This window comes from Microbacterium sp. CFBP9034, from assembly GCF_034045255.1.
Taxonomy (GTDB): domain Bacteria; phylum Actinomycetota; class Actinomycetes; order Actinomycetales; family Microbacteriaceae; genus Microbacterium.
In genome coordinates this window covers 1,112,310-1,138,902 of record NZ_JAXCWC010000001.1, presented here as the reverse complement: position 1 = coordinate 1,138,902, position 26,593 = coordinate 1,112,310, and the positions used below count along the sequence as shown (strand labels likewise).

Annotated in this window: 26 protein-coding genes; 6 read left to right on the top strand and 20 right to left on the bottom strand. The window is 69.9% G+C overall.

The window, feature by feature from the left end; translation table 11 throughout:
- Positions 1 to 11 precede the first annotated feature (11 nt).
- The 4 genes from SOM19_RS05070 to SOM19_RS05055 all read right to left on the bottom strand — a co-directional run bounded on the left by SOM19_RS05070 (position 12) and on the right by SOM19_RS05055 (position 2,948).
- The gene (locus SOM19_RS05070; protein WP_320485462.1) at positions 12 to 230 is read right to left on the bottom strand and encodes a CDGSH iron-sulfur domain-containing protein; all 219 of its coding nucleotides are present in this window, start codon (positions 228 to 230) and stop codon (positions 12 to 14) included.
- Positions 227 to 1,204 carry a glycosyltransferase family 2 protein gene (locus tag SOM19_RS05065; protein ID WP_320485461.1) on the bottom strand — a complete coding sequence of 326 codons (978 nt, stop codon included), beginning with the start codon at positions 1,202 to 1,204 and terminating at the stop codon, positions 227 to 229. Before SOM19_RS05065 ends, SOM19_RS05070 begins: the two co-directional genes overlap by 4 nt.
- Positions 1,205 to 1,210: 6 nt before the next feature.
- The gene (locus SOM19_RS05060) at positions 1,211 to 2,179 is read right to left on the bottom strand and encodes an iron-containing redox enzyme family protein (protein ID WP_320486663.1); all 969 of its coding nucleotides are present in this window, start codon (positions 2,177 to 2,179) and stop codon (positions 1,211 to 1,213) included.
- A 226-nt stretch (positions 2,180 to 2,405) separates the two neighbouring features.
- Positions 2,406 to 2,948 carry a cysteine hydrolase family protein gene (locus tag SOM19_RS05055; RefSeq protein ID WP_320485460.1) on the bottom strand — a complete coding sequence of 181 codons (543 nt, stop codon included), beginning with the start codon at positions 2,946 to 2,948 and terminating at the stop codon, positions 2,406 to 2,408.
- A 145-nt stretch (positions 2,949 to 3,093) separates the two neighbouring features.
- Between SOM19_RS05055 and SOM19_RS05050 the strand changes: the two genes are divergently transcribed.
- Complete coding sequence (locus tag SOM19_RS05050) at positions 3,094 to 3,261, top strand: hypothetical protein (protein WP_320485459.1); 168 nt, start codon at positions 3,094 to 3,096, stop codon at positions 3,259 to 3,261.
- Positions 3,262 to 3,277: 16 nt separating this feature from the next.
- Here the strand turns inward: SOM19_RS05050 and SOM19_RS05045 are convergent, their stop codons facing one another.
- The 7 genes from SOM19_RS05045 to SOM19_RS05015 all read right to left on the bottom strand — a co-directional run bounded on the left by SOM19_RS05045 (position 3,278) and on the right by SOM19_RS05015 (position 7,669).
- Entirely contained in the window at positions 3,278 to 3,859 is a 582-nt protein-coding gene (locus SOM19_RS05045; RefSeq protein ID WP_320485458.1) for an NADPH-dependent FMN reductase, read from the bottom strand.
- A gap of 108 nt (positions 3,860 to 3,967) precedes the next feature.
- The gene (locus tag SOM19_RS05040; RefSeq protein WP_320485457.1) at positions 3,968 to 4,243 is read right to left on the bottom strand and encodes a hypothetical protein; all 276 of its coding nucleotides are present in this window, start codon (positions 4,241 to 4,243) and stop codon (positions 3,968 to 3,970) included.
- Positions 4,244 to 4,349: 106 nt separating this feature from the next.
- Positions 4,350 to 4,925, bottom strand: coding sequence for a hypothetical protein (locus tag SOM19_RS05035; RefSeq protein ID WP_320485456.1), 576 nt, complete (start codon positions 4,923 to 4,925; stop codon positions 4,350 to 4,352).
- 29 nt (positions 4,926 to 4,954) lie between these two features.
- Positions 4,955 to 6,100, bottom strand: coding sequence for a zinc-dependent alcohol dehydrogenase (locus SOM19_RS05030; RefSeq protein WP_320485455.1), 1,146 nt, complete (start codon positions 6,098 to 6,100; stop codon positions 4,955 to 4,957).
- A gap of 175 nt (positions 6,101 to 6,275) precedes the next feature.
- A complete protein-coding gene (locus SOM19_RS05025; protein ID WP_320485454.1) occupies positions 6,276 to 6,704 on the bottom strand; it encodes an Hsp20/alpha crystallin family protein in 429 nt (142 codons plus the stop codon).
- Between the two features lie 134 nt (positions 6,705 to 6,838).
- Positions 6,839 to 7,114: a hypothetical protein gene (locus SOM19_RS05020; protein WP_320485453.1), complete on the bottom strand. Its 276-nt coding sequence runs from the start codon at positions 7,112 to 7,114 to the stop codon at positions 6,839 to 6,841.
- Positions 7,115 to 7,279: 165 nt separating this feature from the next.
- Positions 7,280 to 7,669, bottom strand: coding sequence for an SHOCT domain-containing protein (locus SOM19_RS05015; RefSeq protein WP_320485452.1), 390 nt, complete (start codon positions 7,667 to 7,669; stop codon positions 7,280 to 7,282).
- Positions 7,670 to 7,834: 165 nt separating this feature from the next.
- On the opposite strand from SOM19_RS05015, the gene SOM19_RS05010 reads away from it, so the two are divergent.
- Positions 7,835 to 8,494: a ThuA domain-containing protein gene (locus SOM19_RS05010; protein WP_320485451.1), complete on the top strand. Its 660-nt coding sequence runs from the start codon at positions 7,835 to 7,837 to the stop codon at positions 8,492 to 8,494.
- A 21-nt stretch (positions 8,495 to 8,515) separates the two neighbouring features.
- Here SOM19_RS05010 and SOM19_RS05005 read toward each other — a convergent pair whose 3' ends face one another.
- From SOM19_RS05005 to SOM19_RS04975, 7 genes are all read right to left on the bottom strand, one after another.
- Positions 8,516 to 9,244, bottom strand: coding sequence for a RibD family protein (locus SOM19_RS05005; RefSeq protein ID WP_320485450.1), 729 nt, complete (start codon positions 9,242 to 9,244; stop codon positions 8,516 to 8,518).
- Complete coding sequence (locus SOM19_RS05000) at positions 9,241 to 10,281, bottom strand: glycosyltransferase family 4 protein (RefSeq protein WP_320485449.1); 1,041 nt, start codon at positions 10,279 to 10,281, stop codon at positions 9,241 to 9,243. Before SOM19_RS05000 ends, SOM19_RS05005 begins: the two co-directional genes overlap by 4 nt.
- The gene (locus SOM19_RS04995; RefSeq protein ID WP_320485448.1) at positions 10,278 to 10,679 is read right to left on the bottom strand and encodes a 6-pyruvoyl trahydropterin synthase family protein; all 402 of its coding nucleotides are present in this window, start codon (positions 10,677 to 10,679) and stop codon (positions 10,278 to 10,280) included. Before SOM19_RS04995 ends, SOM19_RS05000 begins: the two co-directional genes overlap by 4 nt.
- Positions 10,676 to 11,656 carry a zinc-dependent alcohol dehydrogenase gene (locus tag SOM19_RS04990; RefSeq protein WP_320485447.1) on the bottom strand — a complete coding sequence of 327 codons (981 nt, stop codon included), beginning with the start codon at positions 11,654 to 11,656 and terminating at the stop codon, positions 10,676 to 10,678. The genes SOM19_RS04995 and SOM19_RS04990 overlap by 4 nt, the downstream gene beginning before the upstream one ends.
- 325 nt (positions 11,657 to 11,981) lie before the next feature.
- On the bottom strand, positions 11,982 to 14,975 hold the full coding sequence (locus SOM19_RS04985; RefSeq protein ID WP_320485446.1) for a family 43 glycosylhydrolase: 2,994 nt from the start codon (positions 14,973 to 14,975) through the stop codon (positions 11,982 to 11,984).
- 163 nt (positions 14,976 to 15,138) lie between these two features.
- Entirely contained in the window at positions 15,139 to 15,744 is a 606-nt protein-coding gene (locus SOM19_RS04980) for a hypothetical protein (protein WP_320485445.1), read from the bottom strand.
- Positions 15,745 to 15,908: 164 nt separating this feature from the next.
- The gene (locus SOM19_RS04975) at positions 15,909 to 18,332 is read right to left on the bottom strand and encodes a family 43 glycosylhydrolase (protein ID WP_320485444.1); all 2,424 of its coding nucleotides are present in this window, start codon (positions 18,330 to 18,332) and stop codon (positions 15,909 to 15,911) included.
- Between the two features lie 281 nt (positions 18,333 to 18,613).
- Between SOM19_RS04975 and SOM19_RS04970 the strand changes: the two genes are divergently transcribed.
- The 3 genes from SOM19_RS04970 to SOM19_RS04960 are packed head-to-tail and all read left to right on the top strand — an operon-like array spanning position 18,614 to position 21,716.
- Positions 18,614 to 19,951 (top strand): ABC transporter substrate-binding protein, encoded by a 1,338-nt coding sequence (locus tag SOM19_RS04970; RefSeq protein ID WP_320485443.1) that lies wholly within the window; start codon positions 18,614 to 18,616, stop codon positions 19,949 to 19,951.
- Entirely contained in the window at positions 19,948 to 20,862 is a 915-nt protein-coding gene (locus SOM19_RS04965; RefSeq protein WP_320485442.1) for a carbohydrate ABC transporter permease, read from the top strand. Before SOM19_RS04970 ends, SOM19_RS04965 begins: the two co-directional genes overlap by 4 nt.
- The gene (locus tag SOM19_RS04960) at positions 20,859 to 21,716 is read left to right on the top strand and encodes a carbohydrate ABC transporter permease (RefSeq protein WP_320485441.1); all 858 of its coding nucleotides are present in this window, start codon (positions 20,859 to 20,861) and stop codon (positions 21,714 to 21,716) included. The genes SOM19_RS04965 and SOM19_RS04960 overlap by 4 nt, the downstream gene beginning before the upstream one ends.
- Here the strand turns inward: SOM19_RS04960 and SOM19_RS04955 are convergent.
- Positions 21,655 to 22,413, bottom strand: coding sequence for a LacI family DNA-binding transcriptional regulator (locus SOM19_RS04955; protein WP_320485440.1), 759 nt, complete (start codon positions 22,411 to 22,413; stop codon positions 21,655 to 21,657). The genes SOM19_RS04960 and SOM19_RS04955 overlap by 62 nt on opposite strands.
- Before the next feature lie 128 nt (positions 22,414 to 22,541).
- Here SOM19_RS04955 and SOM19_RS04950 point away from each other — a divergent pair, with 128 nt between their 5' ends.
- Positions 22,542 to 23,579, top strand: coding sequence for a LacI family DNA-binding transcriptional regulator (locus SOM19_RS04950; RefSeq protein ID WP_320485439.1), 1,038 nt, complete (start codon positions 22,542 to 22,544; stop codon positions 23,577 to 23,579).
- Between the two features lie 50 nt (positions 23,580 to 23,629).
- On the opposite strand, the gene SOM19_RS04945 is transcribed toward SOM19_RS04950, so the two are convergent.
- A complete protein-coding gene (locus SOM19_RS04945; RefSeq protein WP_320485438.1) occupies positions 23,630 to 26,563 on the bottom strand; it encodes an immunoglobulin-like domain-containing protein in 2,934 nt (977 codons plus the stop codon).
- Positions 26,564 to 26,593: the final 30 nt, after the last annotated feature.

The following is a 26,593-nucleotide window of genomic DNA, read 5'->3' as shown; positions in this document are numbered from 1 at the left end:
CCCGGCCGCCCTCAGGGCTCGGTCTGAGGCGGCGGCGCGGTCGAGAATCGCGTGAGCTTGTGCGTGCCGTCGCACCACGGCTTGATGGCTGAGGCGCCGCACCGGCAGAGGGCCACGGCGCGGCGCGGATTGCGCAGGATCTGTCCGTCGTCGCCGACGATCTCGATGTCGCCGCGCACCAGCAGGGGTCCGTCGGGGCACGCGGTCACTCGCGGGGGAAGCTCCGTCATGAGAGGGCTCCTTGCGCCGCGATTCGCTGCCGCAGCCGCGGCAGCGGGGTGGCCGCCCGGACCACCCGGCTGCCCGCGTACGGGATGCCGCCGCGCAGCCGGTGTCCGAGCGCGACCCAGACGGCGATCGCGCGCTCGAGCATCCACGCGGGGGCCCAGAGCGGCATGGTCGGCGGCACCGTTCCGCGGGCGCCGTCGGCACGACGTCCGACCTCCGCGACGCCGGTTCCCGCGAGCGCCAGCAGGAGCAGCGTCCGCCAGGACCTGCCCGCCGCGGCGAGCAGGAACGCCGGCAGGAGTGCGAGCTCGACCGCGAGGCGCGCAGGCTGTGCGAAGTCGTCGTAGGCCTGCCGCACGCGCTGCCCCGCGAAGTGGCGGAACGTCGGCGGCCGGCGCGGCACCAGCAGCCCGCGGGCGACGACGACGCGTCCGCCCGACACCGCGATGGTGCGCTCGAGCTCGAGGTTCTCGAACAGCACGTCCGTGCTGTAGCCGCCCGCGCGCAGCAGCGTCGACCGGCGGACCCCGACCGTCCCGCCGAAGTCGCCCCCGAACGCGCGCCCGACGAGGCAGCGGGCGGTGTCCCATCGGGCGAACCACGGGTACGACGTGTAGACGTTCTGCGGCCGGACGAAATCGGCGTGGTCGAGGAGTGAGATGAGCGCTTCGAGCGACCGGTCGTCGTAGCGCACGTCGTCGTCGGCGACGATCACCTCGTCGTGCCGCGCCAGCACCATTCCGGTCATCACGCCGCGCGCCTTTCCATTGAGGCCCGGCACCGACGGAGGCACGTGTCGCACGCCCGCCGGAAGCCGGGCGCCGAGCGCCGCGAAGAGGCGCCGGTCGGAGGCGTCGACGACCGTCACCTCGACGCGCGTGCACAGCCACTGGAGGTAGCGCACCAGTTCGTCCTCCTCGGCGTCGCTGCGGCGCAGCAGCGGAAGGAGGTACTCGACGGCCGCGCGCTCGGGCATCGGTCCTCAGTCCCTGCCGGTCGACCTCAGCGAGGACGTGCCGGCCTCGAACGCCGCGCGCAGGTGATCCGCGCTCCGGTCGTCGAGCGCCAAGCATGCGGCCGCGCCGAACATGATGTCGGGAAGCAGCTCCGGGCGGTCCTCTCCCAATGCGCCGGCCAGATCGTGCGCGGCGATCTGCTCGTGCACGGCATCCGCCTCGACGTGCTCGTCGAAGTAGTCGGTGACCTCGGACCCGAAGCCCAGCCGGCGGAACGCCTCGCCGTAGGACCGGTTCGGCAGCGAGGATGTCATCTCGAAGGCCGCCAGATGACCGACGATCGCTCCGAGCAGGCGGCGGTTCAGCCCGAACATCGACATCGCGTTCTGCGAGGCGAGCGTGACCGCCGGCACGACGTCGAGGTACGCGCCGTACCCGGCGTCGAGTCCGGCTCCGCGCATCGTGCGGGCGAAGATCTCGGCGTGCATGCGCTCGGGGCGGCCGCCGCCGTACTCATCGGACTGGATCTCGACCAGCGCCGCCTTCGCGCGCCCGGTGAGCCGGGGGATCGCCCAGGAGTGGGGATCGGCCTCACGAAGCGTGTAGATGCTGCGGTGGATGAGGAACTCCCGGGCCTGCTCGAGCGTCGCCTTCTTCGCGAGGTACCGCGAGAGCGAAGGACCAGACGTGGGAGCGGTGAGCTCGAAGAGCGCGGCGGCGATCTCCGGGCCGCTCGCTCGAGGGACGGCGGGAACCGCGATGCTGCTGCGCAGCGAGGCCTCGAAGCCGGCCTCCAGAATGCCCCGCGACTCGATGAGCACCGGATGCCACTCCCATCCGGGATCGATCCACTCCAGCGACCCGTAGGCGCTCGCATACAGCAGGAACAGGGTGAGCTGGATGTCCTCGTCCGCCGCCACGTCGTCGCTGCTCAGCACGGCTTCGCGAGCGGCGAACAGGAGCGCGTCACGGCGATGCGCGAAGTCGGCGTGCATGAGGATCGCGACCGTCGTCGCGCTCAGCGGTCCGCGGGGAGCGAAGGCGTACGGGGTGCTGGTGCCCGGGCTCACGATCGTCAATGCGTCCTCCTTGTCGCAGGCGTGCGCGCACGGAGTGCCGCGGCGATCGTCACGACGATCTCAGGTGGGCCGAGGGGTGTCGCGGGGGTTGACGGCACCGGGCTCCCCGGCTAAGCCGGAGAGCGAGGGGACTCCGAACCGATCAGCCGATGAGCTCGCGCGAGGGCACCACACGCGCGTAGGCCGAGCCCAGCGCGGCCATGAATGCGGCGTGCACCCTGGCACCGTCGACCCGCACACCGTCGAAGTCCAGGTCGGGCGCCGCGCAGGCATCCGCGGCCACGGTGACGCGGTAGCCGAAGTCCGAAGCGGCCCTCACCGTCGCGTCGACGCACATGCTGCTCATCATGCCGACGACGAGCAGCTCGGATGCCGCGACTTCGTCGAGCAGCGCGCGCAGGGGTGTGTCGAGGAACGAGTTGGGGTGGGTCTTCGTCACGACGTGCTCACCGTCACGCGGCGCGAGCCGCCCATCGATCTCTCCCCCGGCCGTGCCCGGGACGAGCATCGAAGCGCCCGCTTCACGGCTCTCGTGGCGCACGTGGATCACGGGCAGCCCGAGCTCGCGCTGATGCGCCAGGAGCTCCGCGGCACGCTCGGCGGCCTCGTCGGCGCCGACGAGCGGGTGTGCACCATCGGGGAAGTAGTCCCGCTGAATGTCCACGATGACGAGAACCCGGCTCATGCTCAGCCTCCTGATGATGCGATGCGCTGCGACTCCACCGTAGTTCGCCCCGGCGCCCTTCGCGTCCAGCCGCTTTGTCAACGGGGTGCAGCGGGTGGGCATGGCGGCGTAGCTTTCGGGGACGACGATCGAGAGGACCCACACCATGGATCGCAACACGGCCGACCAGCAGCCGGCGCAGGATTCGGACGGCACCGAGAAGCCCGGGGGCCTCGGCGAGGACGGCACCATCCCCGCCGCTCCCGACGGAATCGCCGCCGGGCACACGGGCGAGCAGTCGACGTTCGAGCCGGAGGAGGACGAGCAGGCCTAGCGCGCGTCCGACGACGTCACGACGACGACGCCTCCTGGCGGGGCAGCACCGTCAGCACGCGCTGCACGTGGTCGCGGAACTCCGCCATGAAGCTCCGGAGGAACTCCTCGGTGCCGGAGTCCGAGACGGTGCCGTCGTCGGCGAAGTCGTCGTGTGAGAAGTGGATGTATGCCTCCGGCGCGGTCATCTGGCGCGCATTGCAGAAGCTGAGCACGCCCCGCAGGCTCTGCTGGGCGACGGCCGTCCCGATGGAGCCGACCGACGCGCCGATCACCGCGGCCGGGATGTGGTCGAACGAGTTCTGCCCCCACGGCCGTGACGCCCAGTCGATCGCGTTCTTCAGTCCGCCGGGGATCGACCGGTTGTACTCGGGAGTGACGAACAGCACGGCATCCGCCCCGGCGATGGCGTCTTTGAGCGCCCGCGCCTCGGGCGGATACCGGTCGTCGTAGTCCTGGCTGTAGAGCGGGAGGTCCCGGATCGGGATCTCGCTGAACTCGAGGTCATCCGGCGCCAGCCGCATGAGCGCCTTGGCCAGGATCCGATTGATGGACGTCGAGGACAGACTCCCGACGAAGTACCCGACCTTGTACGACATGACTGCTCCTTCTGGTCGAACCGGAAGGCCGAGTCTGCGCCCACGTCCGCGATGCCGCATCCCCCTTGCGCACGACGGCGACGGGTGATGCGGCACCGGGCGTGCGGGTCAGATGAAGTCGTAGTCGTTGCGCGGCAGGTCGATCGTCGGCGGGTTGCGCTCCCAGTCGGCGAGCTGCTCGGCGTCGCGCTCGATGACCTCGAACCGGACGGCCACTCGCGGGGTGATGAGCACGCTCACCCTCGAGCGACCGACCGTGTCGAACTGCACGAACCCTGCTCCGTCGCGGGCCGCGGCGAGGATCTGATCCTGGAGCGATCCGACATCCTGGCCGGGCTCGAGGATGAACATCTGGCCGTCGACGCGTACGCGGTCGATCTTCATGTCACCTCATCACCGGCGACTTCGCCTGCTCCGCCTGAACCCGAGGGTACGCCCGCCCGAGGCCGGACGGGATGCGACCCAGGGGAACTTCCCGGTGCGACGAGGGTCAGTTCCGGGCTCGTGGGCGCACCGCCCACAGCACGATTCGCGTCGCGATGACCGCCGTGACCACCCAGGGACCGACGACCAGCAGCGGGTCGAGCCAGGAGTGCTTGAGGTCGACGCGCCCGCGTCCGATCCGGGAGGCCCAGGGCCGTCGCCCGCGCTCGCCCAGCACGCCGCTCTGCGTGATCGGGTCGTCGGGGCGCGCCGTGGCGAACGATCGCAGGTGCGCCGTGATGGCATCGACCCGGTCGCCGGCGACGAGGATGAGCCAGTGGGCCGTCTGTCCCTCGCTGTACCTCTCGTAGGCGAATCGGCGGATCGCGCCGGAGACGCCCTGCAGCGGCTGGGCGGTCCCGAAGACCGGGGTCAGGCGGAGGTGCTCCACCGACCGCTCGCGCGAGCCCGCCTCGACCTGCTGCTCGGGGACATCCCAATGGGCTCCGGTGACGATGCCGGGCTGTTCCCGGGGAAAGGCCGGTCGATCAGCCGGGTCGGCGTCGGCGCCCCAGCCCGGGATGCGGGCGCGCAGCGCGTCGGCGTCCGGCACGGGGCCGGGCTTGTCAGACGTGTAGGGCATGGATTCCTCCTCTGATCGTTCGGCGCCCGTCAGGCCGCCGGGGTCACGACCGTCTTGATGCAGTCATCGAGCTTCGACGAGAACATGTGGTATCCCTCGGCGATCTCGTCGAGAGGGATGCGGTGGGTGATGAGGTCGCTCGGCGTGATGAAGCCGTCCCGGATGTGCTGCCACAGACGCGGCCACTGACGCTTCACCGGGGCCTGATTCGTGCGGATGGTGACGCCCTTGTTGACGGCATCACCCCACTTGACGGCACTGAACAAGGGGCCGTACGCCCCCATGACGGACACCACTCCGCCTTTGCGGACGGCGTCGATCGCCCAGTTCAGCGCGACCGGAGAGCCGCCCTGCAGCTTGAGCTTGGCCGAGGTGATGTGCTGGATCACATGGCCGTCGGCTTCTGCGCCCACGGCATCGATGACGGCATCCGCTCCCAGACCGTCGGTCATGAGCTTCAGCTGCCGGACGATGTCGTCGACCTGGCCGAAGTCGACCGTCTCGGCGAAGGCGAAGGTCCGGGCCTTCTCGAGCCGATAGTCCAGGTAGTCCACGACGATCACGCGGCCGGCGCCCATGAGCCAGCACGATCGTGCCGCCGCCAGCCCGACCGGCCCGGCACCGAAGACCACCACGGTGTCGCCCGTGGAGATGTCGGCCAGCTGGGCGCCGAAGTAGCCGGTGGAGAATGCGTCGGTGAGCAGCAGCGCATTCTCGTCGGAGATCCCGTCGGGGATGACGGACGGTCCGACATCGGCGAACGGCACGCGCACGAGCTCCGCCTGTCCGCCGTCGTAGCCGCCCGCGGAGTGCGAGTACCCGTAGATGCCGCCCACCGCCGTGGCGTTGGCGTTGACGTTGTGGCAGTTGGAGAACAGCCCGCGCGAGCAGAAGAAGCACGAGCCGCAGAAGATGTTGAAGGGGACCATCACCCGGTCGCCGACCTTGACGTTCTCCACGGAGGAGCCCACCTCTTGGATGGTGCCGATGAACTCGTGGCCGAACGTGTGGCCGATCCTCGTGTCGGGCATCATCCCGTGGTACAGATGCAGGTCCGAGCCGCAGATCGCCGCCAGCTCCACCCGGACGATCGCGTCGTTCGGATGCTCGATCTTGGGATCGGGCTTCTCCTCGACGCGGATCTTGTACGGACCTCGGTAGACCATTGCCTTCATGTGGCACCTCCTTGGAGGCGCCAGCATCACCCCGACCGGCGCGAAGATCAGGGGGCTTGCGCGATCGCCACGGTCATGCATCGCCGACACCGCAGAGGACGTCTGCCCAGACGGGCCGCTCGACACGGCGAAGCGGGTGGTCGACGGCCGTCGACCACCCGCTCGCGTTCGCCGATCAGCTGGTGAGAGTCTTCTGGGACTCCACCGGCATGCTCTGCACCTCGATCTTCCGCGGCTTCGCGCGCTCGCTCACCGGCAGGATCACGCTCAGCACGCCGTTGTCGTAGTTCGCCGAGATGCCCGCAGTGTCGACGCCTTCGCCGATGCTGAACTGCCGCAGGTAGCTTCCTGCCGGCCGCTCCTGGGCGAGCCACTTCGCGCCCTGGACCGAGCCGGCGGTGCGCTGCGCGCGGATCGTGAGGAGCTGACCGTCCACGTCGATGTCCACCGACCCCGGGTCAACACCGGGCAGATCCGCGTTCAGCACGTAGCGGTCCGCCTCCCGGTACAGGTCGACGGGCATCACCCGGGGTCCCGGGCGCGTTCCCAGCAGTCCCGACGTGAGGCGGTCGAACTCCGCGAAAGGGTCAAAAGTCATTGCCATGATGATCGATCTCCTTCCTGGTTTGTGGAGTTGAGTCTCAGCGGCTCAACTACGCACAAATTAGCACTCTCCCCATGCGAGTGCCAGCCTCGGAAACTCAAAAAATCCTGAGGATCCGGCGGCAGAAGCACAGCTCAGATCAGGTCCTCGAAGCTCGCGAACTGGTCGATGCTCGGGGGGTGATCCTGCCAGAGCTCGATCTCCTGCGGATCGCGCTCCATGACCTCCAGCCGCACCCCCACGTGCGACGTGATCAGGACCGTGATGATCGCCCGGCCGACCGCGTGGAAGCGCACGAAGCCCGCTCCCGAGCGGGCCGCGTCGAGGATCTCGTCACGCAGGCCGTCGACATCCTGGCCGGGCTCCAGGACGAACTGCTGTCCGTCGACATGCAGCGTGTGAACCTTCATGTCACCCCGATCCCCCAGCCCTCTACCCCGGTGGCAGGACTGGGACCCGCATCTCCATTGTGACGCGATCTCAAAATTTCGCTAGATTACCTAGCGTTTTCTGACGCAAGACAGGGTGCCGCCGGGCCTGATCGCCCGGTGGCACCCCGTCTTCTCCCCGCGTCGTCAGGCGAGCGCTTTGGCCTTCAGGGCATCGAACTCGGCCTGCGTGACCGCGCCGGAGTCCAGCAGCGCCTTGGCCGATGCGATCTGCTCCGCCGCCGAACTGCCCGAAGGCCGGGCGACGGACTGAATGTATTCCGCCTGCGCCGCCTGCATCGCATGGGCCTGCTCGATCTGGCGCTTCTGCATGCCGCCGCCGCGCACGATGAGGTACACCAGGATGCCGAGCCACGGCACGATGATGACGAACAGCACCCACAGAGTCTTGGCGCCGCCTCCCAGATCGCTGCTGCGGAAGATGTCGCCGAAGATCCAGAAGAGGCACATGAACCAGGCGAAGAACAGGAAGAACTCGAAGAGGGCGAGGAGGAACGACCCGTTGTCGTTGAACATTCAGTTTCCTTTCCATCGGTGCGTGCGAGACGGCGTCGTCGCATCGCCGATGAGGCCGCAAGCGTAGCGCTGATGCCCCTGTCGGGGGAACGTCCTCGCTGGGTACGCTCGAACTGAGAGGTCGACCACCGGGACTCGCGGAGGTCGCTGACCGGGAGGATGCCGATGCGGGCACTGATCGCAAGCGGGTCGGATCGCTACGCCGATCCGTGGCATCCTTTCGCCCGCACGAGCGCGCTGGTCGCCGACGTCCTCGAGGAATCGGCCTTCGACGTGGCGATCGAGCATGATGTCGACCTCGCGATGGGCTCGCTCGCGGGCGTCGACCTGCTCGTGGTGAATGCGGGCGATCCGTGGCGCGCGCACGACCAGGAGGATCCTCCGCCGGCCGCGTCTATCGACGGCTTCGCGCACGCGCTGGAGCGGGGCATCGGAGTCCTCGCGCTCCACTGCGCGGTGTCGTCGCTTCGGGACTACCCGGAGTGGGCGCCCGCGATCGGCGCGATGTGGGTGCCGGGCCTGTCGTTCCACCCCGAGCACGGGCCGACGCAGGTCACCGGCATCCACCTCCCGGACGGCACGAGGATCGAGGACTTCACCGTCAGCGACGAACGCTACTGCAGGCTGCAACGGATCGGCCGCAGCACCGTGGTTGCGGAGCACGCCGGCACCGCCGTGGCCGAGCCCACGGCGTGGGTGCGCACCGTCGGGGCTTCCCGAGTCGCCGTCGACGTTCTCGGCCACGACGAGCGGTCATACGAGTCGGCGGGCCATCGACTGCTCATCCGGCAGCTGGCGCGCTGGGCAGTGGACTCCCCGAACTGACGGCGTGGGCGGGCGCCGCCGTCAGGATTCCGCGCGGAGCGGTATGGGCGACGTGGGCGGCCCCTCGGGATCGAACCGCTCCGACAGCGCGTAGCGCAGGAGCACGACGTCTCCGATCGGCTGCGCCTCGAACAGAGTGGCTCGCCGCGTGGCGGTCCAGGGGAAGCGGCCCGGCTCGACGAACCGCGGCGCCCGGGCCTCTCCGACGAAGAACGGTGCGACGACGAGCTGCAGCTCGTCGACGAGGTCGTGCACGAGGAACTGCGTGAGCACGTGCCCCCCGCCCTCGACCATCAGCCGGCCCACATTCCGACCGGCGAGATCATCGAGCACGGCCGCCATGCTCACCCGCTCGCCGAGACCGACGACGGTCGCGAGCCCGTCCAGTCGGCCGCGAATGCGACCTTCGCTCTCGCGAGGACAGTAGACGAGCTTGTCGACATCGCCGGTCTGGAAGAACGCGGATGCCGCGGGCAGGTCGCCGCTGGCCGTCACCGTGACTTTCGACGGCGACGAGCTGCGCCCTGCGGCCAGCCGCTCGCCCCGTCGATCCTCGCTCCGCACGAGCAGACGCGGGTCGTCGCGGCGAAGGGTGGATGCGCCCACCATGACGGCATCGCTGTCGGCGCGCAGCTGGTCGACCCGGTCGAAGTCGGCGGCGTTGGACATCGCGAGCCGCCGCGGCGACTCGCTGTCGAGATACCCGTCGATCGACATGGCGCAGCTGAGGGTGACGTACGGGCGGTTCACGGCACACCCGCCAGGGCATCGCTGACACGGCCGATCGTGTCGTTCCAGGTCGGGAGAGCCGCACCGGCCCGCCGCGCATCGGCAGTCAGTCGGGCGCGGAGCGCGGGGTCGGTGAGCCAGGAGTCCAGCGCCGCGCGCAGGGCGGCGCGCTCCGGGGGCACCAGCAGAGCGGCCTGCACGGGTGCCACCGTCGCGGGGATGCCGCCGACAGCGGTCGCCACGACGGGGATGCCGCGGCTCAGCGCGTCGGCGATGGCCATGCCGTAGCTCTCGACGCGCGAAGGCGCCACCAGGAGGTCGGCGTTGCGGTACTCGGCGTCGAGTTCGTCGCCCGTCAGGACACCGGTCATCGTGATTCGGTCGGCGATCCCCGCGTCGGCGGCGCGCGCCGCGACCTGGTCGGCGAAGACCGGATCGGCGGTCAGCGACCCGGTGATCGTGCAGTGCCACGGCCTTGCGACGAGTCCCGCGAGCGCCTCGACGAGGAGGTCCTGGCCCTTGTGCGGCGCGACCACCCCGACGCACAGCATCCCGCCCCCGGCCGGCGTCCCCGCTCGCACGGATGCGACCTCGTCGACCCCCGGGCTCGCCACGGACACACGGTCGGGTGACACGATCCGCCGGTCCACCAGCTCGGATCGGGTCCACTCGCTCGTGACGATCACGCGTCGGGCGGCGCGCAGCACCCGCTCCTCGTCGTCGATCGCCCGGGGATCCGGGTCGTCGAAGGATGCCGAGACCATGTGCGCGAGGACGACGATGCGGAGTCGCCGGGCGCCGGCTTCGACGGCGTCGGCGGCCCGGCCGGCAACCAGCCCATCGATGAGGACCAGCCCTCCGGTCGGCACGTCCGCCAGCGCCGCACGGGCCTCCGCGTCGGACCCGACCCCGACCTCGACTTGCCGCACCTCCCATCCCGCCCGTGAGAGACCGTTGCTCAGCCGCCGGTCGAACACGTTGCCGCCGCTGACGCGCTCCGGATCGTCGACGCCCTCCGGTACGAGGAAGTAGACGGTCGTCGCGGCATCCGTGGTCACAGCGTCACCTCGTACGACGCCCAGGCGATGTGCGACTCGTGCAGCGTGACGACGATCGCCGAGATGGCGGCGCCGCCCGGGCCGAGGGAGTCGCCGCGCGCGGCCGTGACGAGTCGCTCCGCGATGGTGCTGCACAGCCGCTCGGTCGTGGTGTTGATCCCGTGGAACTCCGGTTCGTCATCGAGGTTGCGATACGAGAGCGACGACAGGATGCCGCGCAGCGCGTCGGACGCGCGGCCGATGTCGACGACCATGCCGTCGTCATCGAGCGTCGGCGCACGGAAGGTCGCATCGACGACGTACGTCGCGCCGTGCAGGCGCTGCGCCGGTCCGAACGCCTCGCCGGTGAAGCTGTGGGCGATCATGATGTGGTCGCGAACGGTGACGGAGTAGGTCATGCGGAGTCCCTCCAGTCGACGGTGTGGCACAGGCCGGCGGACGACCCGTCGGCGATCGCCGCCATCAGTGCGGGGAGCTCCCGCCACGAGGAGCCACCAGTGACGAGCGAGTCGAAGGCCGGATCCCCCAGCAGCGAGAGTGCGAGCGCGAGGCGGTCGGCCGTCGTGCGGGTGCCTCGACGCCTCGGTGCGACCATCCCGACCTGGCTGGAGCGGATGGTCAGCCGCCGTGAGTGGAAGGCCCCGCCGAGCGCGAGGCTCACCGCGCGATCCCCGAACCAGCTCGCCTCGATGATCTCCCCCTCGGTCGCCGCCGACTGCAGCGCGAGCTGCAGTCCTTCCCCCGACCCGCTCGTCTCGATGACGAGGTCACGGTCGGAGGGCGCCTCGTCGGGCGTCGCGAACTGCACTCCGAGCGCCTCGCACACGGTCGCCTTCGACGGGTCCTGGTCGACCACGACGACATCGACCCCGGGGATGCCGGCGAGGAGCCGGGCGACGCATCCGCCGATCATCCCGGCGCCGATCACGCTGATCCGGTCGCCGACGAGCGGCGCGGCATCCCACAGGACGTTCACGGCGGTCTCGACCGCGCCGGCGAGCACCGCCCGGCGCGGGGGCACGCCCCTGGGCACCACGGCCACCGCCGACTCGGGCACCACGAAGGCCGACTGATGCGGGAAGAGCGTGAAGACGGTGCGACCCTCAAGCTCGGGCGACCCGCGCTCGACCACGCCGACATTGAGGTAGCCGTACTTGACCGGTCCGGGGAACTCGCCGGCCTGGAACGGCGCGCGCATGCGGTCGCGCTCGCTCGCCGGCACCTCGCCGCGGAAGACTAGTGCCTCGGTACCGCGGCTGATGCCGGAGTACAGCGTGCGCACGACCACCTCGCCCGCACGGGGGTCGGTGAGCTCCTCGGTCCGCAGCGCGCCGCGCCCCGGCGCTTCCACCCAGAATGCCGTCGCCTCGGTCACCGCACGGCGCTCCGCCGGTGAACCTTCGGGCACCGGGAGTCCGCGCCCTGAGCGGCACCCGCGAACGGAGGACGAGGCCCGCCGTGCAAGTGGTTCATCTCGCTCCGCTCTGGTCGGTCGGCTGCGGTGCCGTCCACCCTGCTCGCTGGCGGGTCGACCGCCGGTCGACGGCCGGTGGATCACCGGGCTCCTCTACCTTGGCGTGTCCGACGCACTGCTCGCCAGGGGGTTGCGCCGGCGGGGAGTGATGAGGTTCCGACCGGCGATTCCCTGCACAGCCGTGGGCGGCCGGATCCGTGGATCCGACCGCCCACGACAGGGTCACTCAGCCGCAGGACCGCGCGGCATACGGCTCCTCGAGCGAGACGGTCACGAGCTCGCCCTCGATCGTGGCGGATGCCTCGACCTCGACCGCAGCGGCGGGCACCGACACCTGACGCGAGGTGAAGGCGTACGACGCACTCTTGGACGGCGCCAGCGTGGCCGCCTTGGTGCCGAACGGCGTCGACATCGAGAGCGAGACCGCGGCGGGCTCGCCGTTGGACGCCTGCACCGTGAGCACGACCTTGCCGGCGACGCAGCGTGACGCCGTGGACAGCGAGAGGTCCAGCGACGGCTCCGGCTCCTTGAGCACCCCGAGCCGCGCCAGCTGCAGGCTCAGCGCGCGCTCCGGAGCGTCGAGCTGGTTCTGCGTCCCCGCGGGACGGCTGCTCGCCGCCTCCGCATCGGCGAGGACCTCCTCGAGCTCATCCCACTCCGCGTCGGGATAGTCCTCCTCGTCGAGCGTGGCCGCATGGGCGATCGCGGACTCCAGGTCGCTCCGGTCGAGCGGGAGGTTCTGCGACGTCAGCGTGTCGCTGAGCAGGTAGTGGTCGAAGTCGACGTGCCCGCCGGCCTGCTGGGTGGCGTAGTTGAACAGCCCCACACGGTGACCCATGAAGTGCGTGAGGCTTCCGTCCAGGGTCTGGGGTCCCACCCTGTTGCCCAGCTGGGTCCAGGTGATGCCGTCCAGGCTGTACGAGAACGTCGACCACAGCTGTCCTGTCGGGTTGGCGAAGTCGAGATCCGCCTTGAGGTGAACCTCGGATGCCGAGCCCAGCGCCGCGGTCGTCCCCGGCAGGAAGCTCTCGATAGCCGCCTGGTCGATGGCCGTCGTGAAGGGCTGCGTGCGGTTGACCACGCCGACGGTGTTCACGCCGTTCACCCGCTTCACCGCGACGTACGAGAAGCCGCGGTTGTACGCCGCGAGCCCGGCGACATCGCCGTTCTTCATGCCCGAGATCTCGAGCTTCGTCTCGGCGGACTGGCGCGGTCCGAAGGTCCGCTGCGAGAGCGTGTTGCGCGCCTCTTCGAGGTACGCGGCCTCGTCGTCGTTCGCGAGCTTCAGGTGCTTGAGCGTGCCGGTGAGAACCTTCCCGGTGGTCAGGCGCAGCCAGCCCTCCCGGTCGGTCAGCGACCAGTAGCGGTTGTCGGGCGCGTGGTTCCACTCCCACTGCAGGGCCAGGCGCGAGCCGTTCGGCCCGATCTCGTCAGGGTGTGGGAGCTCGGTCGTGAGCGGCCGCCCCTTCAGCGAGAAGTCGTCGACCTTGAAGTCCATCAGATGCGTGTCCGGTGCAGCCAAGGCGTTGGCGTTGCTCGTCCACGGCGTCTCGACGAAGAGCCGCATCGACGAGAGGCTCTGCGTCGACGGAACCGTGAACGACCCCGTGATCGTCGCCCACTGCCCGCGCGTCGCGGTGACGCTGGCCAGGTTGGTGAACGTGCTGCCTCCGTAGCGCGCGGTGAGGAAGAACTGCTTCGTCGCGGGACTGTTCGGGTTCTCGTACTTCACCTTGGCGGTGAGGTCGTACGTCACGTTGTGCTGCACCTTGCCGGAGACGTCCTGCGCGGGGCCCGACCCTGTCGTCGTGCGACCGCTGACCAGGAGCGATCCGGCACCGGAGGCGGCATCCGTCGACGGCGTGATGGTCGCCGTGTCGTTGACGATCCAGCCGTCCGCACCGCTCTCGAAGCCGGGGTTCGCGAACAGCTCGACTCCGAGGAGCGACTGGTCGACGGTGGGCGCGGCCGGAATGGTCCACTCCTCGTCCATGTAGGCGCGCTGGGGTGCGTCGTTGTCGAAGTCGTCCGAGACGACGATGCTCTTCTGGCGCTCATAGAGCGCTTCGGCAGGGCTGAGCTCGATCGGCTTCTCGAACGCCCCGTTCACCGGCACGGATCCGTTCGTGCCGAAGGTGGGCCAGCCGTCCGTCCACGTCGCCGGGATGAGGGCGGGGATGCGGCCGATGGGGAAGGTGTCGCGGAAGAACATCCCCGACCACTCCGTCGAGCCGTCGTCCCCCTCGATGGGAACGAGGCTTCCCTGGGCGAACCCGTTGGAGTTGAGGACCCCCTTCGCCTCGTAGGGGTTGCTGCCGTCCGCCGTCGAGTAGCGTCCGAGCAGCTCGTCGGAGCGGAACAGGACGACCTGCCGCCCCTGCCCCGAGGGCCACGTGATGATCACGATGTAGTACTTGCCGTCGATGTACTGCACCTGGGCGCCCTCGAAGAGGCCGCCGAGGAACGACGACCCGGGGTAATCGGATGTGCGCAGGATCTGCGGATACTCGGCCACGACCGTCTTCATGTCGGTGCTGAGCTTGACCGCGCTCGTCGAGCCCGATCCATAGAAGATGTAGGGGGTTCCGTCGACGTCGAAGAACAGCGAGGGGTCGTGGTACGCCCGGCCCAGGGCGATCCGGTCCCACGAGCCGTTGTCGATGTCTTCCGTGACATAGATGTACGACCCGCCCAGGTTGTTGGTGTTGAACGCCACGTACCACTTGCCGTTGTGGTAGCGGATCGAGGACGCCCACTGACCCTGGCCATAGGACGACTGACCGTTGCGCAGCGAGAACGAGTCGCTGATGTCGGCCCGATCGAAGACGTAGTTGACGATCTCCCAGTTCACGAGGTCGTACGACTTCATGATCGGCGCACCCGGGCTGAGGTGCATCGTGGTGCTGATCATGTAGTAGATGTCGCGGCCCTCGTCGTTCTCGGACGCGGGAACGCGTTCCACCGAGACATCGGGCACGTCCGCGTTGAACAGCGGCACGGTGTACGTGCCGTCGCCCTTGTCGGTGGACGTGTATCCGGAGTCCGGCTGCCAGGGCTCTGCCGCATGGGAGGGGGGCGCGGCGAGCAGGAGACCGGCGGCGATGACAGCCGCACTGCCGATGGCGAGCGGCCGCAGCCGGCGGGGCGGGACGAGCCGAGACCGGTCGGGACCGGTCGAGCGCGCTGAGCGCGGCGCGCCGAAGAGGGATGTGTGGAACAACGCTTTCTCCTTCGTCGAGAGGTCGAGGCGCCGCCCGACGTGGGTCGACAGCGCGGGGAGAGTCCGCGTGGACTCGGCCGCCGGCGTCGGCGCCGGCGGAGGGTGGTCGGTGCGGGAGGGACGGTCGCGCGGACCGCCCCTCCCGGCGTGAAAGCAGCCCGCGTTAGAGCGAGTCCTCCCACAGGGTGAGGGTGAGTGTCCCCGAGTAGCTGCCCGGTGCGACGTCCTTGGGCGTCTTCAGCACCAGATCCGCGTTCGCCTGCCAGGTTCCCACCGCGTGCGCGGCGGCCGAGTCCGTCGCGAGGGCCAGGAACTCCTCGGCCTCCAGACCCACGTTGTTCGGCGCCTCGTCGAAGACGGTGCCTACCTCGGGTCCTTCGGCGACCTCGCCGTCGTTCTCCGTCAGCAGGCGCGGCACCCATCCGAGGTGCTCGGGCCCGATGTCGGGCGCGCCGGCCGCGCTCAGCCCGGAGGACTGTCCGGTGACGTACCAGAAGACGTCCGCCGGGACCTCCTCACGGTCGTCGGACACGGTCACCGTCGGCAGGACGCCGGTGAATTCGCGCAGCTCCTCGTCGGCGGAGGCCACCTCCGACAGCGCGGCCGAACCCGGCGCCACACTCATCGTCAGAGCGCCGACCGGCGGCAGCGCCTCGATGTCGACCTGCACCTGCACGTCCTCGTCGTCCAGCTCGTCGGCCACCGCAGCGCCGGCGGCGCCGAGCAGCAGCATCCCGCCCAGCGCTCCGACCGCGACGCGGGAGAGCATGCCTGGCTTTTTCATCACGTTCGATCTCCGATCTTCGACGGGGTCATCCGCGCCGAATCCGCAGGCGGCCGGACCATCCGGCCGCCGTCTGCCGACGCGCCCCGCGTCGGGTCATGACTGGATCGGGGTGGCGGCCGGTCGCACCGACCGCCACCCCGCCGGCATCAGCCGCAGGTGCGAGCCGCGTACGGAGCCTCGACGACCCCGGTCAGCTCTTCACCGCCGACGGTCGCGGTCACCGAGACCTCGGCCGTCCCCGCCGGAGTGCCTCCGAGGCGGGTGGTGAAAGCGCTCGAGACCGACTTTCCGGCCGCGACCGTCACGGCCTTCGAGCCGTACGACGTCACCGTCGACGCGGCCACGGAGACCTCTTCACCGTTCGTCACCTTCACCGTGAGCACGGACTTGCCGGCGACGCAGCGCGTCGCCGCCTCGGCCGTGACGTCCAGCGAACGCTGCTCCGCCTCGGCGAAGGTCCACGTGTCGAGCTCGAACAGATCGCCGGTGGCGCCGCTGTACGTGAAGAACACGTCCTGTGCGCCGGCGGCGCCGGTCAGCTCGGCCGTCAGCTCTGTCCACTCACCGGTCGTGCCCGTGACGGGGATCGTGCCGAGCACGGCGCCCGTCTCACTGCCCGAGCGGACCGTGATCGCTCCGCCGCCCTGGAGCGGCTTCACCTTGACCGTCACCGACGCGGCCCCGGCATCGCCGAAGTCGACCGACGACAGCGCCGTCCAGTCGCCGTTGTCGATGTCCTTCACGACGAGGTTCGGCGCCGTCGCCCCGAACTGCGCGGAGCCCCCGGTCACCTTCTGCGTCGCGATCCCCTTGCTCCAGCCGAAGGTCTCGGCTTCGAACGTGCGGTACGCGTCGAAGTCGTGCACCTGCTCCACGCCGGCGTAGGTGCCGACGACCTGCTGGGCCGTGCCGTCAGCGTTGAACTTCAGCTCTTCGATGTGCGGGCTGCGGTATCCCTGGGTGGTGTTCCCGTTGATCCGCTTGTTGAGCGTCGGTGCGTGGTACGTGAAGTAGTACTTGCCCTCGAATTCGAACACCGACTGGTGGTTGTTGCCGCCCGTGCCTGCGCCGAAGAACTGCGACTGGTTCGGGAACAGCACGCCCGCGTACTTCTCCTTGGGGAAGTTCGTCGGGCTGTCGGAGATCATGTAGCCGATCTGGCCCCCACCCGGGTACCCCGGCAGAGGCGTCTGGCTGCCGCCGAAGTCGGTGCCGCCGAAGTGCGACGAGTAGGACAGGTAGTACTTGCCCTCACGCTCGAAGACGTGGCCGGCCTCGAAGGAGACCGGCGTGTCGACGACCATCGCCGAGCCCTTGGTGGTGACCATGTCGTCTTCGAGCTCGATGACGCGGATGTTCTTCGGGTTGTTGTACCGCTCCGCCGCGGGCATGCTGGTCGACGCCGGGCCTCCGCCGAAGTAGAGGTACTGCTTGCCGTCCTTGTCGACGAGCGGGGCGGGGTCGAACTTCCATGCCACCGTCTCGGCACCCGGCGTCGTGCCGTTGATGAGCGTGCTGGTGCGCTCGCTCTCCCACGGTCCGAGCGGGCTCTCGCCCGTGACCACGTTGCTCGAGCCGCCGCCGTTCGCGTAGTAGAGGAAGTACTTCTCCTCGCCGTTCACGATCTTCTTGGCGAAGCCCGGCGCCCACGAGTTGGCCGTGAACGGCGCCACGCCCTGTGGGCCCGCGACCTGGATCTCGCCGTGGTCGGTCCAGTTCACGAGGTCCTCGGACGAGATCAGCGTGATCTGGTTGATGTTGCCGTAGTTGATGCCGGCCGAGATGCCCGTCACCGGATCGGGCGCGTAGCCCTGCGTGTCGTTCGTCATGAACATGTACACGCGGCCGTCCTCGGCGTAGCCGAAGCCGTCGGCCCCGAACTTGTGTCCGATGAGCGGGTTGTGCTCTCCCGGCACCTTGCCGACGACCTCGATGGTCTTCGAGGGGGGCGGCGGAGGCGGCGTCCCGATGAGCGACACGTCATCGACGACGAAGTCCATCAGGTGCGTGTTGGGGTCGGTCGCCGGGCTGGCCGTCCACGGCGTCTCGATGAAGAGCCGGGCGGTCGCCACGCTCTGGGTCGCCGGGATGGTGAACGTCGTGTTGATGTAGCCCCACTGGCCGCGCGCGGGCGTGGTGCTGCCCAGGTTCGTGTAGGTCGAGCCGCCGTAGTGCATGGTCGCGAAGAACTGCTTCGTCGCGGGGCTGCTGGCGTTGTCGTACTTCACCCGCGCCTTGATGCTGTAGGTCTGCCCGGCCTGCACCTTGCCGCTCAAGTCCTGCATGGGGCCCGAACCGGTCGTGGTCCGGCCGCTGACCTTCGCCGCGGATGCACCCGAGTAGGCGTCCGAGACGATCGACAGGACCGCTCCGTCCGTCGCGTTCCCGTTGTTCACGAACCAGCTCTGGCTGCCGTTCTCGAAGCCGCCGTTGACGATCAGCTCCTCGTCGGCCGCCGTCGCCGGGGCGGCCAGCCCGCTGACGATGAGTGCCGTGGCTGCGACCGCAGCGCCCACGGCGCCCGCGATCCTGCGGCGAAGAGCCGCACGATGTGTCATCTCCTTGGTCAAGGTTTCCTCCTCATTGATCGATCAACCTTGCTCCACCTGCACCGCTTCTCTTCGCGGGGGGAACGACGGACCGGGCCAGGTTTCCCCTTGCCCCAGACGTAAGGGCACTGCTGCGTGCGCCCCGGCCTCGTTGGCGGATGCTCTGCATGTTAGCGGTCACAGTTCGCGCTCACAAGAGCTTCCTCCGCCCGGTTGTTCGCGCTATCAGAAACCGGCATGATGAGGGAGCCGGGGTGGCGACCCGCCGCTGTCCACCCGCCGCTCGACGCGAAGGAGCGTTCATGCGAAGCAGCATGTCCCGCCTCCGGGGTGCGCGGCGCGTGTGCCGGGAAGTGCCCCCGCGCGGCCGTCGGCAGGCCTCGGGACACCCACCGCGGCGGTTCGGCGCGCTCGTGCTCGGAGTCTCGGTCATCGTCGCCGGGTGCGCCGCTCCGGCGGAGGAGACCGTCGTCTTCTGGTCCTTCACGGGCATCCAGCAGGCCGCGCAGGTCGAGCGCTACCTCCGCGCGCATCCCGAGGCGCGCATCACGCTCAGCGAGGTGGGGACCTCGACCGAGACCGCCGACGCGCTGACCGCGGCACTGGCCGGAGGGAACGCGCCCGACCTCGTGCTGATCCAGGAAGAGGACCTCCCCCGCTTCGTCGCGGCCGACGGTCACTTCCGCGATCTCCGCGAGTTCGGCGCCGACGAGCTCGCCGCGGACTACCTGCCGTGGGCGTGGGATGCGGCGACCACCGCGTCGGGCCGGGTGATCGGCATCCCCACCGATGTCGGCGGCATGGCGCTCGCCTACCGCGCCGATCTCTTCGCCGAGGCCGGCCTGCCGACGGATCCTGCCGAGGTGGCGGCGCTCTGGCCCACGTGGGAGGAGTTCGTCCGGGTCGGCGCGGAGTTCGCGGCCCGGTCCGACGCCGCGTTCCTCGACAACATCAGCACGACCATGTTCGTCAACGCCGTCAACCAGCTCCCGATCAAGTACTACGCCGCGGACGGCGAACTCGCGCTCGACGACAACGACGAGCTGAGGACCGCCTTCGACGCAGCACTCGACGCCCACGACGCCGGGATCAGCCGAGGCCTGGCGGCGTTCTCGGCGGGCTGGTCGGCGGGCATGGCGCGCGGCGACTTCGCCGTGACGGCGGCCCCGTCCTGGATGCTGCGAGTGATCGAGTCGACGGCCCCCGAGACCGAGGGGCGATGGCGCATCACCTCCGTGCCGGGAATCACCGGCAACTGGGGCGGCAGCTATCTCGCGATCCCGTCCCGATCGCGTCATCCTGAAAAGGCGTGGGACTACATCGCAGCCACCCAGTCGCCGGACGCGCAGAGCGAGCACTTCGCTGCGGGCGGACCGCTGCCCGCGGCCATCGCGCCCTACCGCGACGAGGAGATCGCAGCGTACGCCGACGATTTCTTCGGCCCCTCGGCGATCGGCGCGGTGCTGACGAGCTCTCTGCTCGACCGCGGCGCGGTGCCGCAGGGCCCGGCGACGTCGACGGTGAACCGCGCGTTCCTGCAGGCGCTCGAGTCGGTGGAACAGGGGTCGCTCGACGCCGACGAAGCCTGGGCGTCTCTGCGGGCGGCGGTGGACGCCGCAGTGCCGGCGGGCGGCCCTTGATCGAACAACCTGCTCCGCGTAGGACGCGAAGCCGGTGGGATGCGGCGGCCCCGTACGTCTTCCTCGCACCGTTCTTCGTGCTCTTCCTGGTGTTCACCGTGCTCCCGTCCGTCGCGACCTTCGCGCTCGCTTGGTGGGAGTGGGACCCGCTGGGCGGGCAGCGCTGGGTGGGTGCCGACAACTTCGTGCGCCTCGCGGGTGATCCGCGGTTCTGGACCGCCACCACCAGCACCCTCATCATCGCGGCCCTGGCGACGGCCGCTCAGGTCGTGGTCGGGCTCGTACTCGCGCACGCGCTCCAGGTCGTCCGCGGGCGCTTCGCCGGGGTACTCCGCATCTCGTTCCTCGTGCCGTACGTCACCTCGGGCGCGGTGGTCGCGATCCTCGCCGCACAGCTCGTCGATCGGGACTACGGACTGCTCGCCACCGTCGCCGCCGGCTGGGGGGCGGAGGGGGACGGACTGCTCTCCGACCCCTTCGGTGCCCGGATCGTGGTCGCGGCGATGGTCGCCTGGCGGTGGTTCGGGTTCACGACGCTGCTCATGTTCGCCGTCCTCGATGCCGTGCCGCGCGACATCTTCCGCGCCGCCGAGATGGACGGCGCCGGCGGATGGGCGACGTTCCGTTTCGTCTCGCTCCCGATCCTCGGCCCCGTGATCGCGTTCTGCTGCCTCACCTCGGTCGTCGGCGCACTGCAGCTGTTCACGGAGCCGCTCCTCGTCGACCCGGGGCGGATCACCTGCGGTCCGGCCCGTCAGTGTCAGACTCTGGCGCTCCTGGTCTATGAGACGGGCTTCCGCGACTTCCAGTTCGGATACGCCGCCGCAGTGGCCAGTGCCGTGTTCGTGCTCGCCGCCGGCGTCGTCGGCGGCGGCCTCGCGCTGTCGCGCCGCTGGGGGTGGGTCGCGTGATCGGTCGCCGGCGCGGGTCGGCGAGCGCCCTGCTCGTCATTGCTGCCGTCGTGTGCTGGGCCCCGATCTGGTTCATGGTGATCGTGGCCACCCGCGACTCGGCGACCGCCACCACCTTTCCCCCTCCACTGCTGCCCGGCGGCGATCTCTCGGCGAACCTCGAACGGGTGCTGGCGACGGTCTCCTTCTCCCGGGCCGTGCTCAACTCTGTCCTGGCCGCGGCATGCGTCGCGGTCGGCGGCGCACTGCTCTGTGCGCTGGCGGGCTATGCGTTCGCCAAGCTGCGCTTCCCGGGGCGGCACGTCCTCTTCGCAGTCGTGCTCGTCGGCCTGACGCTCCCCGCACAGCTGGCGGTGATCCCGAGCTACCTCCTCGTGTCGGCGCTGGGTTGGGTCGACTCGCTCTCGGCCGTCATCGTCCCGGGCCTGGCCAGCGCCTTCGGCGTCTTCTGGATGAGTCAGCACATCGCCGCGGCGCTGCCGGACGAGCTGCTCGCCGCGGCCTCCCTGGATGGCTGCGGGCCCGGACGGGCCTTCTGGCACGTGGCGCTCCCCCTCGTGCGCCCCGGCGCCGCTGTCCTCGCGGGCATCCTCTTCGTGAGCACGTGGAGCGACTTCATGTGGCCGTTCATCGTCCTCCGGTCCCCGGACTCGCAGACGATCCAGGTGGCCCTCAGCGCCCTGCAGAGCGAGTACGGGGTGGACTACGCGCTCGTCTTCGCGGGAGCACTTCTCGCGACGGCGCCCGTCGTCCTCCTGGCCGCCCTCGGTGGACGATGGATGACGCGTGGCCTCATCCCCCGACCCGCGAACCGCGGTGCGAGGACGGCCCTGAGTTCTCCTCAGGGCCGGTGATCTCAGGCGGACTCGCCGGAGCTGTCGAGTCACGGATGCACAGGCGCGGCGCTGCCTCGGCACCTGCCCCTCCCACCGCCGTGAGCGACGGCGCGTAGTGCGCGGCATCGCTCGAGTCCTCGAGACTGAGCACGCTGACGTGCTCCGGGACGCGGATGCCGCGGGCTTCCAGGCCCCTGATCAGTCCGAGCGCGAACGAGGGGTTCGGGGCGAGCACGGCTGTGGCGCCCTTCAACAGCGCCGCATCGCCGCCGAGGTAGAACCCGCCGTCGGACGTCAGCTCATCGCAGGGGATCTCCGTCACGAGCGGCCCCGACGCGTCGATCTTCGCCGGCCGGAGCGTGCCGGTCGGGCCAGTGCCGCCCCGCGCACGAACGACGGACCGGTGTCCCAGTCCCGCCAGATGGCCGAGAGCGATCGCCGCGGCGACCGGGCTGCCGTCATCCGGTGGCGTTCGGGCCGCGATGGCCCCGGCGCTGTCCCCCACCGCCGGCCGCCGCTCGGCGAGCGCTCGCGCCGATGCATTCGGCTCGTAGCCCAGCTGCGCCAGCGCACGGCGCACGCGCCTCCTCGTCGCCTCGGTCATGCCCGGTTCACCGTGGACCACCCGGGCGACAGTCGTGTGCGACACCGCCGCCACTGCGGCGACGTCATAGAGCGTCGGCCTGCCGTGGCTCGACCCCGAGGGCTGATCCATCCTCGTCACCTCGTGCACCACCTCTCCGCTCGAGCAATGCGGCGCAACAGACCGACGGGAAGACGCGGCGGGAGCGGCCTCGCCGATAGAGTCGCCGTAGCCCCCGGCTCCGAACTGAACCGACTCGGATGGAACGACCACAGATCCCGCACGCCAACCCGCACGTGACGATGCACGACGTCGCCGAGAAGGCGGGGGTCTCGGCGCAGACCGTGTCCAACGTGATCAACGGACGAACGGAGCGCGTCGGCGCGGAGACGATCGACCGCGTGACCCGGATCATCGACGAACTGGGCTACCGGCTGAACCAGAGTGCCCGCTCGCTCCGCAAAGGCCGCACCGGCATCGTGGGGCTGGGTGTGCCCGTGCTCGCCTCCGAGTACTACGGCGAGCTCGCCGAGCGTCTCTCGCACCTCCTGTCCGACCGCGGCATCCGCCTCGTGACGGAGAACACGGGAGGTGCCATGAGTGCGGAGGTGGAGTCTCTGGCGGCGTCGCACCTCGAGACATACGACGGCTTCATCCTCGCGATCGCCGCGAGCGAGTCCGCCGACCTCAACCGGATCCTTCCGACCAAGCCGATCATCCTCCTCGGCGAGCGCGCCACCTCCACGCGCTTCGACCATGTCCTGATGGACAACGTCGGCGGCGGAGCGCTCGCGACCAGCCATCTGATCGAGCGCGGCGCTCGCGCCATCGTGGCCCTGGGCGGGTCGGCTTCGGGCTCGGAGTCTGTGCAGACGCTTCGGACTCGGGGCTATCTCGAGGCGCATCGCGACCACGGCGTCGAGGTGAGACCCGAGCTCATCGTCGACTGCGGTCTCGACATGGCCGACGGACACCGGGCGGTCACGGCCCTCCTCGACGCCGGAGTGCACATCGACGGCATCTTCGCCCTCACCGACTCGGCGGCGTTCGGCGCGCTGCGCGCCATCGGGGACCGAGGCCTCCGAGTGCCCGCCGACGTGCAGGTCGTGGGCTTCGACAACGTGCGTGCCAGCGCATTCACCATGCCTCGGCTCACCACCATCGAACCGGGCAACGACGCCATGGCCGAACGCATCGTGGCGATCATGATGGCGCGACTGGGAAGCGGTGGGCCCGGCGTCGCTCCCGACCACGTCATGATCCCCACACGCCTGGTCGCCCGCGACTCGACGCGCTGACCGCGTGCCGCGGTGGGGAGCCGCCCGAAGCGACTCCCCACCTGTGCGGCCTACGGCGAACAGGACAGTCCCGGGTGTCCGGCCTGGAAGACCGACTGCACCCGCTCCGCTCCGTCCGGGGCCGAGACCGTCGCCGTCACGGACCCGGCCGGAATCGACGCGGATCGCGTGGTGAAGGCGGATGCCGAACTCTTCCCCGGGGCGATGGCCGCGATCTGCTTCGCACCGTAGGCGGTGTCGAGCCGGACGCGGATCTCACGCTCATCGTCGTTGGCGACGACCACGGCGAGCACCGCCTTGCCCGCGACGCAGCGCCCCGTGACCGACACGGACGCGCTGACGGCCGGCAGCACCTGGAACGAGGCGGTCGCCTCCGACCCCTCGAGGATGTCGAACTCCAGGAACTGGGCGGTCACGCTCCGGCTCCCGTGCTCGAGGCCGGCCGGGATCGTCGCCGAGGCCTCGCCGTCCTCGAGGTAGACGGTCTCCGACCAGTCGCCGAGGCTGAAGCGCACCCGGCCACCCGTCTGGAACCCGTCGGCAGCAGCCACCGACGCGCTGACGTCGACCGCCTCGCCCTCCCGCACGTCGTCGACCTCGACCTCGACGGTCGTGGCGACATCGTCGTTGGGAATGCCCCGGATGCTGTTCCACTCGCGCAGTGTGATGGGGATCACCGTGCCGTGACGCGGACGCGGCACGCCGGCGTTCGTCATGGTGATCGTCTTCGGCTGCCACGTCGCCGCCTCGATGTTCGCCTCGCACGCGGCCTGGTAGCCGCCGCCGTTGGTGTAGCGGTCGCCCCACAGGTAGAACTGACCGGGGCAGGCGGTGTCACCGGGGTTCGCCTCGAAGATGACCGGTCCCTCGTAGCCCGCCGTGGCCTGCCACGTGGTGCGCCCGAGGGCGGGTGCGACGAGTTCCCAGGCGTTGATGTCGCTGTCGAGGAAGTCGGTGTGCTTCTCGGAGAAGATGTCCGAGCCGGCGTTGCCCGCCTCGTTCTTCGTGACGCGGTAGTACTCGTCGCCCACCTTGATCGCCGTGGTGTCGATGCGCGACTGCGGCGCGGGGTTCTGCCACACCTTCGGCTCCGAGAAGGTCTGGAAGTCGCGCGTCACGTTGTACCACATCTGCGCGTTGCCCTGCCCGGTGCGGTTCACCGGGTCGTTCCACAGCGACTGCGCCCAGAACACCGCGTAGGCGCCGATCTCCTCGACCCACAGCGACTCGGGAGCGAAGGCGTTCCCGGCGTCGTTCGGAGCGACCTTCACGTGGCGCTGCGGCGTCCAGTTCACGAGGTCGTGCGACTCGAAGACCTCGATGTACTGCGTGTCGTTGATCGCGTACCCGCCCTGGTCGTACCAGTTCAAGTCCGTGGCGATCATGTAGAACGTGTCGCCGTCGGGCGACCGCACGATGTGCGGATCGCGCAGACCCTGATCGCCGAGCTGCGACACCAGCGAGGGCCACCCTCCGGTGAGCCCCGTCCAGTCGAGCGCGGTGTTGCCGTTGGACGTCGCGAACATGATCTGTTCGCCGTCGGCCATGCCCTCGCCCTTGAAGTAGCCGAGGAAGTACCTCTCCTTCTCCTCCTCGCGCGGCAGCGGCGACACGACGACATCGAACGACTTCTCGACTTCGGCCCCATCCTTGGCGATCGTCGCCGTGAGGGTCGCCTCGACAGCCGGGTGGCCGTAGGCCGGTCGTGTCACCTCGCCGGTCGGGGAGATGGAAGCCGAGCTCGACTCCCACGTGATCTCGGAGCCCCAGCGGCCTTCACCCGGCAGATCGATGTTGCCGCGGACATCGTCGACGGCGTGGAGCTCGAGATCCAGGGCGTCACGGTCGACCGAGTGCGCCGCGTCGAACTCGGCGGCCACGGTGATCGGGATCTCCCGCTGGGCGACGGCCTGACCGCCCTTGCGCAGGGTGGCCGTGAGCACCGCGGTGGCGTCGGGGGCGCCGAGCGCCGGGCGGGTGATGACGCCCCGGATCGGCACCTTTCGAGCGGTCGCGGCGGTGGGCGGCGTCACGACGGCGATGACGGACGGGTCCGAGGACTCCCATGTGATGGTGGAGCCCGCGACGGTCCCGGTCTTCGGAAGCTCGAGGTCCTCGACGACGGCGCTCGTCAGACCGAGATCGATGGCCGCGGCATCCGCTTCGACCCCCTCGTCATTGCCCTGGGCCGCGCGCGTGACGACCTCTCCGGCGCTGAGGCTCCGGTCGTAGACCCGGAAGTCCGACAGGGTGCCGCGGAAGGAGTAGTTGCCGGGCACCTGCGAGCGCGCCAGGAAGTTGCAGTTCGTCCCGGCCGCGTTGACGGACGGGGGCGTGGTGATGGTCGCCGACTGCGCGTGCTGGACGCCGTCGACATACAGCGTGCCGGTCCAGGTCGTGCCGCCGGCGTTCGGCGCCTGCGTGTACGTGACGTGCTTCCAGACCCCCTCCGGAAGGCGGACCCGGTTCTGCTGCACGTTCACCGTCCCGGCCGCCACCCGGAGCCGCTGGGTGTTCGACGAGAAGAGCTGACCCTGCTGGCCACCGGCGGTGTCGCAGGAGGTCTTGTTGCCGAAGCCCCAGATCTGGTGCTCGCCGACGTTCGCCGGGTCGATCCAGATGTCGTAGTCGACGGTGACCGCCGCCATCCCGGCGGTGAGGTCGGCCGGCAGCCGCACGTACGCTCCGGAGAGTGCGTCGGCGTAGTCGTCGGGATTGAATCGGATGCCGTCGGCTCCCCGCGCCGCCTTCTCGGGGTTCACGAGCACCGCGTCGGCCGACGCGCCCGCCGATCCGGAGTTCGCCACGACCGCGCCGGAGGACTCATCGAGCTCGAAGTGGTGGACGAGCCCTTCGGTGATGTCCGGATACACGGGCTCCGCCATGGCCGGGGTCGCCACGACGACGCCGAGGCACAGCGAGGAGGCGGCGACGAGCGCGGCGGCGCGGGCCCTGCGCGAACGCAGGGTGGGAGGACTGACCATCGAGGGATACTCCTTCGTATCTGCGGCGCC

Excerpts from the sequence above, each read along its gene's own strand:
- SOM19_RS05070 (WP_320485462.1), bottom strand. The coding sequence starts at position 230 with ATGACGGAGCTTCCCCCGCGAGTGACCGCGTGCCCCGACGGACCCCTG.
- SOM19_RS05065 (WP_320485461.1), bottom strand. The coding sequence starts at position 1,204 with ATGCCCGAGCGCGCGGCCGTCGAGTACCTCCTTCCGCTGCTGCGCCGC.
- SOM19_RS05060 (WP_320486663.1), bottom strand. The coding sequence starts at position 2,179 with ATGCACGCCGACTTCGCGCATCGCCGTGACGCGCTCCTGTTCGCCGCT.
- SOM19_RS05055 (WP_320485460.1), bottom strand. The coding sequence starts at position 2,948 with ATGAGCCGGGTTCTCGTCATCGTGGACATTCAGCGGGACTACTTCCCC.
- SOM19_RS05050 (WP_320485459.1), top strand. The coding sequence starts at position 3,094 with ATGGATCGCAACACGGCCGACCAGCAGCCGGCGCAGGATTCGGACGGC.
- SOM19_RS05045 (WP_320485458.1), bottom strand. The coding sequence starts at position 3,859 with ATGTCGTACAAGGTCGGGTACTTCGTCGGGAGTCTGTCCTCGACGTCC.
- SOM19_RS05040 (WP_320485457.1), bottom strand. The coding sequence starts at position 4,243 with ATGAAGATCGACCGCGTACGCGTCGACGGCCAGATGTTCATCCTCGAG.
- SOM19_RS05035 (WP_320485456.1), bottom strand. The coding sequence starts at position 4,925 with ATGCCCTACACGTCTGACAAGCCCGGCCCCGTGCCGGACGCCGACGCG.
- SOM19_RS05030 (WP_320485455.1), bottom strand. The coding sequence starts at position 6,100 with ATGAAGGCAATGGTCTACCGAGGTCCGTACAAGATCCGCGTCGAGGAG.
- SOM19_RS05025 (WP_320485454.1), bottom strand. The coding sequence starts at position 6,704 with ATGGCAATGACTTTTGACCCTTTCGCGGAGTTCGACCGCCTCACGTCG.
- SOM19_RS05020 (WP_320485453.1), bottom strand. The coding sequence starts at position 7,114 with ATGAAGGTTCACACGCTGCATGTCGACGGACAGCAGTTCGTCCTGGAG.
- SOM19_RS05015 (WP_320485452.1), bottom strand. The coding sequence starts at position 7,669 with ATGTTCAACGACAACGGGTCGTTCCTCCTCGCCCTCTTCGAGTTCTTC.
- SOM19_RS05010 (WP_320485451.1), top strand. The coding sequence starts at position 7,835 with ATGCGGGCACTGATCGCAAGCGGGTCGGATCGCTACGCCGATCCGTGG.
- SOM19_RS04995 (WP_320485448.1), bottom strand. The coding sequence starts at position 10,679 with ATGACCTACTCCGTCACCGTTCGCGACCACATCATGATCGCCCACAGC.
- SOM19_RS04980 (WP_320485445.1), bottom strand. The coding sequence starts at position 15,744 with ATGCTCTCCCGCGTCGCGGTCGGAGCGCTGGGCGGGATGCTGCTGCTC.
- SOM19_RS04970 (WP_320485443.1), top strand. The coding sequence starts at position 18,614 with ATGCGAAGCAGCATGTCCCGCCTCCGGGGTGCGCGGCGCGTGTGCCGG.
- SOM19_RS04955 (WP_320485440.1), bottom strand. The coding sequence starts at position 22,413 with ATGGATCAGCCCTCGGGGTCGAGCCACGGCAGGCCGACGCTCTATGAC.
- SOM19_RS04950 (WP_320485439.1), top strand. The coding sequence starts at position 22,542 with ATGGAACGACCACAGATCCCGCACGCCAACCCGCACGTGACGATGCAC.
- SOM19_RS04945 (WP_320485438.1), bottom strand. The coding sequence starts at position 26,563 with ATGGTCAGTCCTCCCACCCTGCGTTCGCGCAGGGCCCGCGCCGCCGCG.